Source organism: Halosolutus amylolyticus, from assembly GCF_023566055.1.
GTDB classification, from domain to species: domain Archaea; phylum Halobacteriota; class Halobacteria; order Halobacteriales; family Natrialbaceae; genus Halosolutus; species Halosolutus amylolyticus.
The window spans coordinates 533263-546080 of the sequence record NZ_JALIQP010000003.1 but is presented as its reverse complement, the minus strand read 5'-3'; the positions used below and the strand labels follow the sequence as shown (position 1 = coordinate 546080).

At 65.8% G+C, this 12818-nt stretch carries 15 protein-coding genes and 1 tRNA gene; 4 read left to right on the top strand and 12 right to left on the bottom strand.

Going from position 1 to position 12818, the window contains the following annotated elements:
- The 10 genes from nuoK to MUN73_RS15090 all read right to left on the bottom strand — a co-directional run bounded on the left by nuoK (position 1) and on the right by MUN73_RS15090 (position 7511).
- Positions 1-306: an NADH-quinone oxidoreductase subunit NuoK gene (gene nuoK / locus MUN73_RS15135; RefSeq protein WP_250141333.1), complete on the bottom strand. Its 306-nt coding sequence runs from the start codon at positions 304-306 to the stop codon at positions 1-3.
- On the bottom strand, positions 303-746 hold the full coding sequence (locus MUN73_RS15130; RefSeq protein ID WP_250141332.1) for a hypothetical protein: 444 nt from the start codon (positions 744-746) through the stop codon (positions 303-305). The genes nuoK and MUN73_RS15130 overlap by 4 nt, the downstream gene beginning before the upstream one ends.
- Entirely contained in the window at positions 743-1009 is a 267-nt protein-coding gene (locus MUN73_RS15125; protein ID WP_250141331.1) for an NADH-quinone oxidoreductase subunit J, read from the bottom strand. Before MUN73_RS15125 ends, MUN73_RS15130 begins: the two co-directional genes overlap by 4 nt.
- A gap of 38 nt (positions 1010-1047) precedes the next feature.
- A complete protein-coding gene (locus MUN73_RS15120) occupies positions 1048-1509 on the bottom strand; it encodes a NuoI/complex I 23 kDa subunit family protein (RefSeq protein WP_250141330.1) in 462 nt (153 codons plus the stop codon).
- Positions 1506-2594 carry a complex I subunit 1/NuoH family protein gene (locus tag MUN73_RS15115; protein WP_250141329.1) on the bottom strand — a complete coding sequence of 363 codons (1089 nt, stop codon included), beginning with the start codon at positions 2592-2594 and terminating at the stop codon, positions 1506-1508. Before MUN73_RS15115 ends, MUN73_RS15120 begins: the two co-directional genes overlap by 4 nt.
- 1 nt (position 2595) lies before the next feature.
- Positions 2596-4263 carry an NADH-quinone oxidoreductase subunit D gene (locus MUN73_RS15110; protein ID WP_250141328.1) on the bottom strand — a complete coding sequence of 556 codons (1668 nt, stop codon included), beginning with the start codon at positions 4261-4263 and terminating at the stop codon, positions 2596-2598.
- Positions 4260-4967, bottom strand: coding sequence for an NADH-quinone oxidoreductase subunit B (locus tag MUN73_RS15105; RefSeq protein WP_250141327.1), 708 nt, complete (start codon positions 4965-4967; stop codon positions 4260-4262). Before MUN73_RS15105 ends, MUN73_RS15110 begins: the two co-directional genes overlap by 4 nt.
- The gene (locus MUN73_RS15100) at positions 4964-5377 is read right to left on the bottom strand and encodes an NADH-quinone oxidoreductase subunit A (protein ID WP_250141326.1); all 414 of its coding nucleotides are present in this window, start codon (positions 5375-5377) and stop codon (positions 4964-4966) included. The genes MUN73_RS15105 and MUN73_RS15100 overlap by 4 nt, the downstream gene beginning before the upstream one ends.
- A gap of 218 nt (positions 5378-5595) precedes the next feature.
- Complete coding sequence (locus MUN73_RS15095; protein WP_250141325.1) at positions 5596-6228, bottom strand: AIR carboxylase family protein; 633 nt, start codon at positions 6226-6228, stop codon at positions 5596-5598.
- A 71-nt stretch (positions 6229-6299) separates the two neighbouring features.
- Positions 6300-7511, bottom strand: a complete 1212-nt coding sequence (locus MUN73_RS15090; protein WP_250141324.1) for a 5-(carboxyamino)imidazole ribonucleotide synthase — start codon at positions 7509-7511, stop codon at positions 6300-6302.
- Positions 7512-7764: 253 nt separating this feature from the next.
- Here MUN73_RS15090 and ribH point away from each other — a divergent pair, with 253 nt between their 5' ends.
- Together ribH and MUN73_RS15080 are read left to right on the top strand one after the other, a co-directional pair.
- A complete protein-coding gene (gene ribH, locus MUN73_RS15085) occupies positions 7765-8178 on the top strand; it encodes a 6,7-dimethyl-8-ribityllumazine synthase (protein ID WP_250141323.1) in 414 nt (137 codons plus the stop codon).
- A gap of 25 nt (positions 8179-8203) precedes the next feature.
- Positions 8204-9352, top strand: coding sequence for a pyridoxal phosphate-dependent aminotransferase (locus MUN73_RS15080; protein WP_250141322.1), 1149 nt, complete (start codon positions 8204-8206; stop codon positions 9350-9352).
- 44 nt (positions 9353-9396) lie between these two features.
- Here MUN73_RS15080 and MUN73_RS15075 read toward each other — a convergent pair whose 3' ends face one another.
- Positions 9397-9858 carry a universal stress protein gene (locus MUN73_RS15075; protein ID WP_250141321.1) on the bottom strand — a complete coding sequence of 154 codons (462 nt, stop codon included), beginning with the start codon at positions 9856-9858 and terminating at the stop codon, positions 9397-9399.
- A gap of 306 nt (positions 9859-10164) precedes the next feature.
- On the opposite strand from MUN73_RS15075, the gene MUN73_RS15070 reads away from it, so the two are divergent.
- Together MUN73_RS15070 and MUN73_RS15065 are read left to right on the top strand one after the other, a co-directional pair.
- Positions 10165-10914, top strand: coding sequence for an HNH endonuclease (locus MUN73_RS15070; protein WP_250141320.1), 750 nt, complete (start codon positions 10165-10167; stop codon positions 10912-10914).
- 101 nt (positions 10915-11015) lie between these two features.
- Positions 11016-11118, top strand: a tRNA-Gln gene (locus tag MUN73_RS15065).
- Between the two features lie 187 nt (positions 11119-11305).
- On the opposite strand, the gene MUN73_RS15060 is transcribed toward MUN73_RS15065, so the two are convergent.
- Positions 11306-12724, bottom strand: a complete 1419-nt coding sequence (locus tag MUN73_RS15060; RefSeq protein WP_250141319.1) for a DolP-mannose mannosyltransferase — start codon at positions 12722-12724, stop codon at positions 11306-11308.
- Positions 12725-12818: the final 94 nt, after the last annotated feature.

Genomic DNA, 12818 nt, shown 5'->3' with positions numbered 1-12818 from the left:
TTACCACCTCATCGTCGTTGGTACCGTGACGTCGACGTCACGGAAGTTACGGTACAGCACCAGGATGATCCCGAGTCCGACGGCGACCTCTGCGGCGGCCAGGGCCATGGTGAACAGCGCGAACACCTGCCCCGTGAGGTTGCCGTGGTAGAACGCGAACGCGATCAGGTTGATGTTCGCCGCGTTCAGCATGAGTTCGACGGACATCAGGAACATCAGTGCGTTGCGACGCGTCAGGATGCCGAACAGCCCGATCGAGAACAGGGCCATCGACAGCAGGACGTAGTACTCGACGGCGACGCTCATCGATCGTCACCTCCCGCGTCCGCGTCGACCGTCGACTCGTTCCCGCCGTCGGCGACCGCCCGATCGGCCGGGGTGGACGCGCCGGCACCGGCGCCCGAGCCAGTCTCCGCTCCCGTACTCGAGAGCGCGGCGACCGGTTCGCCCGCCTCCTCGCGTTTCGCGAGGACGAGCGAGGCGTCGAGCGCGGCGTCCAGCACGACCGCGATCAGCAGGAACGAGACGAGGAACGGCTCGCTGTCGATCTGCTGGAGCGCCGAGAGGTCGAGCAATGCGTAGCCGATGTTCTCGGTGATCGTCGTGTCGGCCGGCGCGAAGCCCTCCGCCGGCATCGCCGCGAACGGCGTGTTCACGACGATCAACGCCATCACCCCGAAGAGGGCGACGGCGAGAAGGCCGGGAGCCAGGGAGCCGCCGAGTCGGAGTTTCGGACCGTTCGTCATGTCTGTACCACCTCGTCCGTGTCCTCGCGCTGGGTGAGCATCACGGCGAACGTGATGAGGATGAGCACCCCGCCCACGTAGACGAGAATCTGCATCATGGCGACGAACTCCGCCGCCAGGATCACGAAGTGCACCGCGATGCTCAAAAGCGCCACGCCCAGCAACAGCGCCGAGTGCCATGGATCACGCATGAGCACGACGCCGAGCGCGCTGGCGAGCGTGACGGCGGCGAACAGCGCGAACGCGATCAGCTCGTATGTCATTGTTGGTAGTTGCCCGTTCTCTGGGGACGGGCGACCCGTTACTGGTAATCGACCTCCCCTTCACCTTCGCCGATCCACGCGCCCCGATCGGGTTCGCGGGACTCGAGCGGATCGATGTCCTTGTACCACGGAACGGCCTTCAGCTGCTCCTTGTTGTACACGAAGTCGTGTTTCGTGTCCGCGGTGAACTCGAAGTTCTGGGTGAGCAGGATGGCGTCGACCGGGCACACCTCCTCGCAGAGTCGGCAGTAGATACACTGGCCGATGTGGAGGTTGTACTGTTCGCCGTTTCGCTGGTCGTCCATAACGATCTGGATCGTATCGTTCGGACAGACGTTCTCACACTGGCGACACCAGATACACCGCTCCTGACTGAACTTGTGGACGCCACGGAATCGCGGCGAGACGTCGGGTGCCGTCTCCGGGTACTCGACCGTGAAGGTCGAGCCGTCCAGCGCGTGCTTCATCGTCGTTGCCATCGATTTGAGTAGTCCGATCATACGAGTACCCCCACGATTACTGCGGTGAGCACGAGGTTCGCGAAGGAAAGGACGAGCAGTCCCTTCCAGCCGATCTCGATCAACTGGTCGATCCGGACCCGCGGCACCGCCGATCGGAGCCACTGGGTCAGCAGGAACACGCCCCAGATCTTGACGATAAACCAGACGATGCCGATCTCCGCCGGGCCGGGACCGGCCGGCCCACCGAGGAAGATCGTCGCGATGATCGCACCCCCGAGGAAGATGTGGAGGAACTCCCCGAGGTAGATCAGGACGAAGTAGACCGAGGAGTACTCGGTCTGGTAGCCGGCGACGATCTCGGTCGGCGCTTCGGGCGTGTCGAAGGGATTCCGACCGACCTCCGCGAAGTTCGCCACCAGGAAGAGGACGAACGCGAAGGGATTGACCAGCGCGTACCACGTCGGTATCGAGACGACGCCGAGGTCGACCAGCGTCTGGGCCTGGGCCTCGACGATCGTACTCATCTGCAAGGACCCGGCGAAGATCACGACCGACATCCCCGTCACCACGAGCGGAATCTCGTAGGCGATGTTCTGGGCGACCGCACGGAGGCCGCCGAGCATCGAGTACTTGTTCGACGACGAGTAGCCGGCCATCACCAGGCCGATGCTCGCGATCCCGGCGATCGCGAACACGTAGGCCAGGCCGACCTCGGGGTCGGCGAGTTGCACGCCGCTTCCCATCGGGATCACGGCGAACCCGAGCAGCGCCGACCCCGCGACGACGATCGGCGCAAGGTCGTAGGCCGGCCGATCGGCGTTCTCGGGGATGATCAGTTCCTTCGAGAGGAGGCGGACGGAGTCCGCGACGATGATCAACAGGCCGGCCGGGCCGAGCCGGTTGACCGCGATCCGGTCCGTGAACGCGGCGGTGATCTTTCGTTTCGCCCACGGGCCGGCGACGCCGGTCATCGCGAGCATCAGATTACCGACGATGAACGCGGCGATAAACGCCGCGACGAGTTCCCCGGCGAAACCGAACCCGTCGAGGCCCGTCAACTCGCCGATCCGCTCGGGGAGCAGGACGGTATCCTGGAGCGGCACCGCCGGAATCGTCCCAGCCATACTAGCGGTCCACCTCCCCGAGAACGATGTCGAGACTGCCCAGCGACGCGATCAGGTCCGGGATGTACTCGTCCTGGACCATCTCCTCGAGCGCCGAGAGGTTGTGGAAGCACGGGCTCCGGATCTTGAACCGAGCGGGCTTGTCGGTGCCGTCCGATCGGATGTAGATCCCGAGTTCGCCCTTCGCGGCCTCGACGGCGCGGTAGACTTCGGTGTCGGCGTCGGGCTTGAGCGTCCGCGGCACGTTGGCCTGGATCTCCCGCTCGTCTTCGGGCCACTCCTCGAGCAGGTCGACACACTGCTCGATGATCTTCGCGGACTCCTCGACTTCCTGCATGCGCACGAGCACGCGACTGTAATTGTCACAGCCGTCCTCGGTGACGACGTTCCAGTCCAGGTTCTCGTAGTAGCCGTACGGATCGTCCCGGCGGAGGTCGTAGTCGATGCCCGACCCGCGAGCGACCGGCCCCGTGCAGCCGTAGTCCTTGGCCACCTCGGGTTCGAGAATCCCGGTGTCGACGCACCGAAGCTGGAAGATTTCGTTCGAGGTGATGAGGTCGTTGTACTCCGAGACTTTCGCCGGGAGTTCGTCGAGGAAGTCGCGCGTCTTCTCGAAGAACTCCTCGCGGGGTTCGGGCAGGTCCCAGGCGACCCCGCCGAGCCGGAAGTAGTTGAACATCAGGCGCTGACCCGTCAGATCCTCGAGAATGTCCTGGACGACCTCCCGATCGCGGAAGGCGTACTGGAAGACGGCGGTGAAGTCGCCGTAGACGTCCAGCGCGAAGGTCCCGAGTGCGAGCATGTGCGCGGCGATCCGGCAGAGTTCCGCGCCCATCGTCCGGATGATCTGGGCGTACTCGGGCACCTCGATGTCGGCCAGGTCCTCGGCCGCGCGGGCGTAGGCCCACTCGTTGAGGAGGCCGGCCGAGACGTAGTCCCAGCGATCGGGATAGGGCATGATCTGGTGGCGGTAGGTCCCCTGCTGGCACATCTGTTCCTCACAGCGGTGGAGGTAGCCGACGTCGGGGTCGACGTCGACGACCGTCTCGCCGTCGAGGACGGTCTTGACGTGGAGGACGCCGTGTGTCGCCGGGTGGTGGGGTCCGATGTTCAGGAACATCGTGTCCGACTCGGCGTCGTGGTGATCCGGCTGGATCGGGTTGGCGTGCTCCGAGAGGGTCACGATCTGTGGCTTCTCCTGGTCGTAGCCCTTCGAGAGCGGGTGGCCCTGCCAGGTCTCGGGCAGGAGGATCCGGCGCGGATCGGGGTGGCCCTCGTAGTCGATCCCGACGAGGTCGAACGCCTCGCGTTCGTGCCAGTCGGCGGTCCGGAAGACCGGTTCGGCCGACTCGCTCACCGGATCGTCGATCGACGTCGGGACGACGATCGAGACCTCCTGCGTGGGATCGGCGTACTTCTTGAGGTGGTAGATCGACTCGTACCGGTCCGTGTACTGCTGGGCGGTCAGGCAGGACAGGTGATCGAAGCCGGCCTCCTCCTCGAGGTCGGCGAGCACGTCCTGGACGTCGTCCGGGCGGATGACGAAGCCGGGTGCGTTCAGGTGATCGTCGCGCCCGAGCGCGCGATCACCGATCAGGGCCTCGAGTTCGTCCTCGGTGACCTCGACGGCCCGCTGTGTCTCCCGCTCGAGTCCAGTTCCCGTGCTCATGGCGAATCAGCCCAGTTGTACCGCATGACGAGGTCGTCCTCGTCGATTTCGTTCGCGAGTTTCTGTACGAGTTCGTCCCGTTCCAGATCGCCGAACTCCTCGAGTTCGTACGGCTTGACGACGACGGGGGAGGTCTCCCCGTTCCGGATCCGCTCCTGGAGCTTCATGACGCCGTAGACGAGCGCCTCCGGTCGCGGCGGACAGCCTGGAACGTGAATGTCGATCGGGATGATCTCCTCGGCGCCCTTGACGACGTTGTATCCCTCCTGGAAGGGGCCGCCGGAGATCGTACACGATCCCATCCCGACGACGAACTTGGGTTCGGGCATCTGGTCGTAGACCCGCTTCATGCGGGGCCCGAACTTCGAGACGATCGTCCCGGGCACGATCATCACGTCGGCCTGCCGCGGCGAGGCCCGGGGGACCCCGGCACCGAAGCGATCGAGGTCGTGCTTGATCGCGTACGTGTGGATCATCTCGATACTGCAACACGCGATCCCGAACTGGAGCATGAACATGGAGTTGCCGCGAACCCAGTTCATGAACTGGTCGAACTTCGTGAGGATGAACGGTGACGCGCCGAAGGCCTCACGGAGCTTCGAGTTGAAGCGATCGTCGACGCCTTCACCCATCCGCGACTCGCGGGTGTCCGTCGACGGAGCGGTACTCTCGTAGATGTCCTGCCGTGGGTTGTCGCTACTCATGGTCGATCAGCTCCGGACTCTAACTGTCGGGGTGTCCGTGCCCACTGTACAGCACCGGTGCGCCACGCCCATGCGAGTCCGACCAGCAGGATGGCGACGAACAGCAACATCGGCCCGAGCGCATGGAGCAGACCGTACTCCTCGGCCGCGAGCGCATCCTGGTAGACGACCGCCCACGGGAACAGCAGGACGGTCTCGATGTCGAAGACGACGAACAGAAGCGCAACCATGTAGTACTGGATATTGAACCGGATGCGCGTTCCGCCGGTCGGGACCTCGCCACTCTCGTAGGTGGCACGTTTGCTCGTTTCGGGAACGCTCGGCCGCAGGAGGTACGATACCGACATCATTCCGAGCGGTATCAACAGTCCCACGAGCGCCAGCATCCCGATGGCGATCCAATCATTCATCTCCGTAACGTTCGGCACTTCAAACCGCACGCACATAAGGGTTGATTGTTCGTTTTGGGGCCGGAAACGGGCAAAGCGGCGACTTCAGTGGCCCAGAACCAACCTGAATAATCACCGCATACTATATATACTCACTTGCGGGCTGAACGAATCGGTAGTATCGCATTACCCGGTCGATCGATCCGGTCGGCTGTGGCGTGCAACGCGACCGGTCGACGTTACTCGGACGAGAACGCGTCCGTCCCCCGGTCGTGCAGGTCCCTGGAAACGGTGCCGACGCCCTCGCGCAAGTCCTCGTGATAGGCCACGAGTCGCTCGCGAACCGGGTCGTGCTGTCGGGCGAGGATCTGTGCCGCGGACAATGCCGCATTGAACGACTTCCCCGCGTCGACCGCGACCAGCGGCGCGCCCGTCGGCATGCCGATCACCGAGTCGACGGACTTCTCCTGGACCGGGACGCCGATCACCGGGAGCGGGTACGCGATCGAGGCCGTCATGTTCGGCAGATCGGCCGACTTCCCGCCGGCGCCGGCGATGATCACCTCGATCCCCCGATCCTCGGCGGTCTCGGCGTAAGCCTGCATTAAGTCCGGCGTGCGGTGGGCCGACGTGACGTAGGTCTCGAACGTGAACCGTTCGTCGGGCGCGTCCTCGTAGTCGGTCTGCTCGGCGAAGCCGAGTTCGTCGACGAAGGCGTCGTACGCCCCGCGGCGGCGGCCGCCGGTCATCATCACGTCGAGATCGGAGTCGCTCCCCATGACGATCCCTACGTCGGGGGTCTCCGCGGACGGTCGGTCCTGGTCAGCCTCGCGGTGCAGTCGATCGATCAGGTCGGTGACGCTGTCGCTCATAGTTCCTGGTGGTCGGGCAGGTGACTTCAATCGATGGTAAACGCGGCGCGAGCGGCAGGAGAGTCTGTCCCCTACGATCGGAACGTCACCGCGTCCTCGAGTTCGCGCGCGGTCGCGAGCAGGTCGTCGGTCGACGCCCCGTCCCGGCCGGTCAGGGTGACGTGGCCCATCTTGCGAAGCGGGCGCGCCTGGCGCTTCCCGTACCAGTGGAGGTTCGCGCCGGGCGTCTCGAGGATGCGATCGATCCCGTCCAGCGCCGCCTCCGTCGACTCGTCGACGTCGCCGAGGAGGTTGACCGAGACGGTCGACGATCGGAGGTCGGTCGCGGCGAGGGGCCAGCCGAGCACCGCGCGGACGTGCTGTTCGAACTGCGAACTCTGGGCGCCCTCGATCGTCCAGTGGCCGGAGTTGTGCGGGCGTGGGGCGATCTCGTTGAGGAGGATTTTTTCGTCGCTCTCTCGCGGCCTTCGTCCGCTCGAGTCGTCCGAGGCGCGTGGCGCCTCGCTCGTCTCGAATAGCTCGATTCCGTAGACCCCCCGACCCTCCATCACGTCGAGCACGTCCGCCGCGACGTCCCGGGCGCGTTCCGTGACTGCGTCGCTCGATCCCGCGGGAATGATCGTCTCCCGGAGGATCTCGTCCTCGTGGACGTTCTCGCCGACGGGGAAGGCGGCGATTTCGTCGTCACCCTTGACCGCGATCACCGAGATCTCGCGCTCGAAGTCGACGAACGACTCGACCATCGCGGGGCCGGCGACCGACTCGAGGGCCTCCGCGGCGTCGGCCTTCGACTCGACGGGCACGTTCCCGCGGCCGTCGTAGCCGCCAGTGCGGGCCTTGAGCATGACCGGCGCGCCGTAGTCGTCGATCGCTGCGCGGACGTCGGCCGCATCCTCGACCTCGCGGAAGGGGGGAACCGGAATGCCCGCGTCCGCGAGTTCGCGCTTCTGGACGAGTTTGTCGTGGATCGTCTCCAGCGTCGACGGCTTCGGGTGAACCGGCGTCCCGGAGTCCTCGCTCACGCGCTCCAGGGCCGCCTGGTCCGCGAGTTCGATCTCGAACGTCAGTACGTCGGCCCGCGCAGCGAGTTCGCGAATCCCCGCCTCGTCGTCGAAGTCGGCGACGATCTGGTCGCGGGCGACCGGGGCGGCCGGACAGTCCGGCGTCGGGTCGAGTACGACGAGTTCGACCCCGAGCGGGGCCGCCGCCTCGGCGAGCATCCGTCCGAGTTGTCCTCCTCCGACGACGCCGATCGTCGGTCCTGGCGTCTCCAGCGTTGTCATTGCGCGCCGGTTGTCCGCGTCGGCGCTTAAGAGTTCTCAATTGACGTCACGATCGTGCTTACCCGGTGGACGAATCGCGTCTATTTTGAGCACGAACGAGGATATTCGAGCGGCGCCGGGGCCGGACGACCGACCGGGAACCGATCGCCGTCTCCGGACGAGATCGCTCGCGGCGCCAGTCGACCCGAATCGACTTCCGGCCCGGCTACCCGAGAACGGTACCTCTTTTACCCGTCCTCACCACCGCTCGGGTATGACCACGCTCGGACTGGTGGTCGCGGAGTTCAACCGGCCGATCACCGAGCAGATGGAGCAGGAGGCCAAAGCGGCGGCGAACGCTGCCGGCGCGGAGGTGTACGACACGGTTCACGTCCCCGGCGTGTACGACGCCCCGCTGGCGGCCGACCGGCTCGCTCGCCGCGAAGCCGTCGACGCCGTCGCCGTCGTCGGAACGGTCATCACCGGCGATACGGACCACGACCAGGTCATCAGCGACGCGACCGCCCAGCGGCTCTCCGACGTGAGCCTCGAGCGTGACACCCCCGTGACGCTCGGCGTGACGGGACCCGGCATGTCCGCCGCGGAGGCGCGCGAACGCGTCGAGAACGCGGCCAAGGCCGTCGACGGCGCGATCGACCTCGTGTCCGAACTGCCCGACGCCGAATAGTACCTCAGCGAAGCGACACCCACCCATGACCATGGAATTCACCGACCGCGTAACCCGAGTCGAACCGTCCGCAACGCTCGCGATTTCCGCACTCGCCACCGAACTCGAGAACGAGGGCGCAGACGTCGTCGACCTCTCCGTCGGCGAACCCGACTTCCCCACGCCCGAGAACATCGTCCAGGCGGGCAAGGATGCGATGGACGCCGGCCACACCGGCTACACCACCTCCGCGGGGATCATCGACCTGCGCGAGGCGATCGCCGACAAACTCGCCGACGCCGGCCTCGAGCACACCACGGACGAGGTCATCGTCACGCCGGGCGCGAAGCAGGCGCTGTACGAGATCGTGCAGGCGCTCATCGAAGACGGCGACGAAGTCGTCCTGCTCGACCCCGCGTGGGTCTCCTACGAGGCGATGGTGAAGATGGCCGGCGGCGATCTTACCCGGGTCGACCTCTCCGAGTCGGACTTCCAGCTCGAGCCCGCGCTCGACGACCTCGAAGCCGCCGTTTCGGACGACACCGAACTGCTGATCGTCAACTCGCCGTCGAACCCGACCGGCGCCGTCTACTCCGACGCGGCCCTCGAGGGCGTCCGTGACCTGGCCGTCGAACACGACGTCACCGTCATCTCCGACGAGATCTACAAGGAGATCACCTACGGCGTCGAGCCCACCAGCCTGGGGACGCTCGAGGGGATGGCCGATCGGACCGTGACGGTCAACGGTTTCTCGAAGGCCTACTCGATGACCGGCTGGCGACTCGGCTACTTCGCCGGCCCCGAGGACCTGATCGACCAGGCCGGCAAGCTTCACAGCCACTCGGTGTCCTCGGCCGTCAACTTCGTCCAGCACGCGGGGATCGAGGCGCTCGAGAACACCGACACCGCCGTCGACCGGATGGTGCAGGCCTTCCGCGAGCGCCGGGACCTCGTCGTCGACCTGCTCGACGACCACGATGTCGACGTCGCCGTACCGGAGGGTGCGTTCTACATGATGCTCCCGGTCGCCGACGACGATCAGTCCTGGTGTGAGGGCGCGATCGAGGACGCCCACGTCGCCACGGTTCCCGGCAGCGCCTTCGGGACCCCGGGCTACGCCCGGATCTCCTACGCCGCGAGCGAAGAACGGCTGAAAGAAGGGATCGAACGACTCGCGGCCGAGGACTACCTGTAGCGGCGTTCGACGGATCGACCCTCCGTATTTTCCCGATCGATCGGTTACCGGACGATCGTCACCGGCACGCCAGCCCGTCTGGTGACCGTTTCGGCGACGCTGCCGAGGAGCACCCGCGAGGCGCCGTCGCGGCCGTGACTCCCGATGACGATCCCGTCGACGTCGTGTTCGTCCGCGTAGTCGACGATCGTGTTCGCGGGCCGCCCCGCTTCGACCACTGTCTCAAGCGTCGTATCCACGGGATCGGCATCCTCGAACCGCCGCCGGGCCGCTTCGCGCAGTTCCTCGCCGGCGTCCTCGGCCTGCTCGCGCGCCCCCGAATCGAACAGTCCGCCGTCGTCGGGGGCAAAGAGACCGTGGTCGTCCGCATCCGTAAACAGTCCGTGCGCCGGATGGATCACGGAGAGCGTGGTGATCGTGCTCCCCTCGTGGTTCGACAGCGCGTACTCGAACGCCTTCCATGACTGCCCCGAGCCGTCGATCGGAACCAGAACGTGGCGTGCCATATTTCCGGTACGGGCTCCGAGGTCAAAAACGTACGTCGTTAACTCACACCGCGAGCGGAATCTCGGTCGACGGCCGATGACCCGGAGATCGGTATCGGTCGCCGCGACGTCGATCTCCGGGACACGGGCGTCGACCCGGTTGCGGTCCTCGACGATCGCTTCGAGACGGTCCTGTCGTTGCTCGATCGTCGTCGCGGCGGTCCTGATCCGGTCGCGGTGGTCATCTCGTCGATGAGCCAGATGAGCGACGCGATCGATACGGGTTTGGGCCGCGAATTTATCCGGGATGGTGCGGCGAACTGGCACATGGACTGTCCGACGTGCGGAAAATCCCTCCGGACGGAACAGGGGATGCGCCAGCACCATACGAAAGTGCACGGTGAACCGCTGCCGAACCGGACCTGCAAGGGGTGTGGGACGGCGTTTTACGATCCGAAATCGCGGCTGGAGTACTGCGACGACTGCGATCCGAACGCGGGTGAGCACAACGGGAACTGGAGCGACGCGAGCGAGACCGGGACGTGTGCAACCTGCGGTGACTCGTTTTCGTTCTATCCATCGAACAAAATTGGGACGTACTGTCCCGATTGTGTCAGGGGGACTGACGGACTTCTACCCGAAAACCCATCGGAACCGGGAGAACGCGTGTCCGTACCCTGTCGGTACTGTGGGGCGGAATTCGACGTCGTCCCGTCCAGAGCGGCGAATCGGAGTCGTGGCGTATTCTGTACGCTCGAGTGCTACGGCGACTGGCTCTCCGAGAACGTCGTCGGACCGGCTCACCACCAGTGGGAGGGTGGTCCGATCGAATACGGTCGGTCGTGGTGGCGGGTTCGACGGCAGACCCTCGAGCGAGACAGGTACGAGTGCCAACAGTGCGGTGCCGGACCGGACGAACTCGGCCAGAACCCGGACGTGCATCATCTGACACCCGTTCGCGAGTTCGATCGGCCGGCGGAGGCGCACACGCTGGCGAACGTGATCACCCTCTGTCGGCCGTGCCACCGGAGGGTGGAAGCAGGTGAGATCCGCGCTCCGTCCCGGGATGAAAAGTAACACTATTGTACCGACGAGTGATTAGACCGGACACGAAGTCCCGTGGTGGTGAGCAGTTCCGTACGAACTGCGAGGTACGCGGGGCGTCGAACACCGTGAGAAGTCCCGTGGTGTAGTGGCCAATCATCTGAGCCTTTGGACGTGTCCGGTTCGATCCGTCACGGAAGATAGCTCAGGACGGCGGTTCGAATCCGCCCGGGACTACTTTTGCGCCGAACAAACTCGTGAGGCGCACGTGTGTTCGGCGGTTCGGGCTCGGTATCCCGGCCGATCGCGCCCCGGTCGGCGGTGTCGATTCACCGCTCAACTGCCCGTCACGGCCGCAGCCGGGCGTCGATCGTTCACCGTCAGGATTCGAACACTGATAAATACGCGGTGGGAGTGGCTAAATCTATCCGAGACCGGGATTGCCGAGCGACCGCTCTCCGCTGGCGCGATCGAGACGACTCGGCCACCCGTCGCACTGTCGTCTGTCCAGTCGATCGTCGGTCATCGCGACCCATCGTACTTCGTTCCAGCTCAACCGGTAGTGGCAGGTCTCGGGTTCGAGTTGCTCCCAGTAGATGGTCCGCATCGACGGAACGTCCGCGTCGCCAGGCGTTACCGACGGCGTCTCGCCCTCCGGCTCGGCCTCCTGCTCCATCGACGTGAGCGTCGACTTCACGGACGGCGAGCCGGTGTTCCAGACGAGCCCCGAAAGGACGAGGAGCCCGGCGACGGCGACGACCGCGACGATCGACAGCAGTCGGCGGTTCGGTCGGATCGCGGCGGTCGGTCGACGATCGGTCACCGCCGTCACCGATCGATACGCGTGCGTCAGCAGGGGATCGACGGCGATTGCCACGCCGATCGCGACGAACGCGAGCCAGAGAAACGTGTCCGTCGCGCCGTCCATATCGACGAACAGCACCTGGAGGCCGAGGAGCAACCCGCCCGTCGGCACCCACCACTGGTCGCGAAGGTCGCGGACGGCGGCGTAGACCCAGCCGAACAGCGCCACCGGGAGGAGCAGAGATCCGTAGCCGAACACCAGCAGGATCGAGTAGACGTGCTCGGCCAGGGTGGACGACGATCCCGCAGCCAGCGGCGCGACGATCGCCTGGACGATCATCGGAACGAGCGCGCCCGCGGCCGCGAACGCGAGAACGACGAGTCCGGTCACGACGCCGCCGCCCGTGATCGCCCGGAGCGCGGCGTTCGGGCCGATCCGCTGGGCGGCGATCCCGACGACCAACGGTGCGAAGACCGCTCCCGCCTGCCACGACCCGGCGCTTAGCGCCGCCGCGGCCCCCGCGAGGAACGGCCGATCGCGAAGGACCAGCGCGAGCGCCAGGGTCCCGAAGAACAGCGAATAGAACTGCGATCGGACCCCCAGCAACGGGAGCACGAAGAGTTCCGGGACGACGAGCATCGTGAGGCCGGCGGCGATCGCGGCCGCGTTCTGCCCGGTCACGAGGTATGCCACCCACCCGACGAGCATGACGCTCGCGGCGGCGACGAGCACGGTGAGCGCCACGCTCAGACCGTGCAGGACGAGCATGTCCCCGCCGGAGACGGCGGCGAGCGCGGCCGTGATGGCGAACGGAACCGGCGGGTTCACGTCCCAGACGTCGACGTACGGGACGCCGCCCTGGAGGACGTACCAGCCCGTGTGCTGGAAGAACGCCGGATCGGTCGCGATCCGCGGCCACTCGGTCAGGAGATACGCGACGAATCCGCCGACGAACAGGACGGCGACGATCGGACCGAGAGCGGCGATCCAGCCGGGTCGATCGTCGGGGAGGTGAACGGGTGTGATTCCGAAACGCATCCTGTGATCGTACTGATGCCGGAGAACTACCTCATACTGAGGGGTTGATTCGCAAGGAGTCCTCGATCACACGTCGGCGGGGCGAGACGATTCC

Bases quoted from the DNA above. Each gene is read 5' to 3' on its own strand.
- nuoK (WP_250141333.1), bottom strand. From the start codon at position 306: ATGAGCGTCGCCGTCGAGTACTACGTCCTGCTGTCGATGGCCCTGTTC.
- MUN73_RS15130 (WP_250141332.1), bottom strand. From the start codon at position 746: ATGACGAACGGTCCGAAACTCCGACTCGGCGGCTCCCTGGCTCCCGGC.
- MUN73_RS15125 (WP_250141331.1), bottom strand. From the start codon at position 1,009: ATGACATACGAGCTGATCGCGTTCGCGCTGTTCGCCGCCGTCACGCTC.
- MUN73_RS15120 (WP_250141330.1), bottom strand. From the start codon at position 1,509: ATGATCGGACTACTCAAATCGATGGCAACGACGATGAAGCACGCGCTG.
- MUN73_RS15115 (WP_250141329.1), bottom strand. From the start codon at position 2,594: ATGGCTGGGACGATTCCGGCGGTGCCGCTCCAGGATACCGTCCTGCTC.
- MUN73_RS15110 (WP_250141328.1), bottom strand. From the start codon at position 4,263: ATGAGCACGGGAACTGGACTCGAGCGGGAGACACAGCGGGCCGTCGAG.
- MUN73_RS15105 (WP_250141327.1), bottom strand. From the start codon at position 4,967: ATGAGTAGCGACAACCCACGGCAGGACATCTACGAGAGTACCGCTCCG.
- MUN73_RS15100 (WP_250141326.1), bottom strand. From the start codon at position 5,377: ATGAATGATTGGATCGCCATCGGGATGCTGGCGCTCGTGGGACTGTTG.
- MUN73_RS15095 (WP_250141325.1), bottom strand. From the start codon at position 6,228: ATGAGCGACAGCGTCACCGACCTGATCGATCGACTGCACCGCGAGGCT.
- MUN73_RS15090 (WP_250141324.1), bottom strand. From the start codon at position 7,511: ATGACAACGCTGGAGACGCCAGGACCGACGATCGGCGTCGTCGGAGGA.
- ribH (WP_250141323.1), top strand. From the start codon at position 7,765: ATGACCACGCTCGGACTGGTGGTCGCGGAGTTCAACCGGCCGATCACC.
- MUN73_RS15080 (WP_250141322.1), top strand. From the start codon at position 8,204: ATGACCATGGAATTCACCGACCGCGTAACCCGAGTCGAACCGTCCGCA.
- MUN73_RS15075 (WP_250141321.1), bottom strand. From the start codon at position 9,858: ATGGCACGCCACGTTCTGGTTCCGATCGACGGCTCGGGGCAGTCATGG.
- MUN73_RS15070 (WP_250141320.1), top strand. From the start codon at position 10,165: ATGGACTGTCCGACGTGCGGAAAATCCCTCCGGACGGAACAGGGGATG.
- MUN73_RS15060 (WP_250141319.1), bottom strand. From the start codon at position 12,724: ATGCGTTTCGGAATCACACCCGTTCACCTCCCCGACGATCGACCCGGC.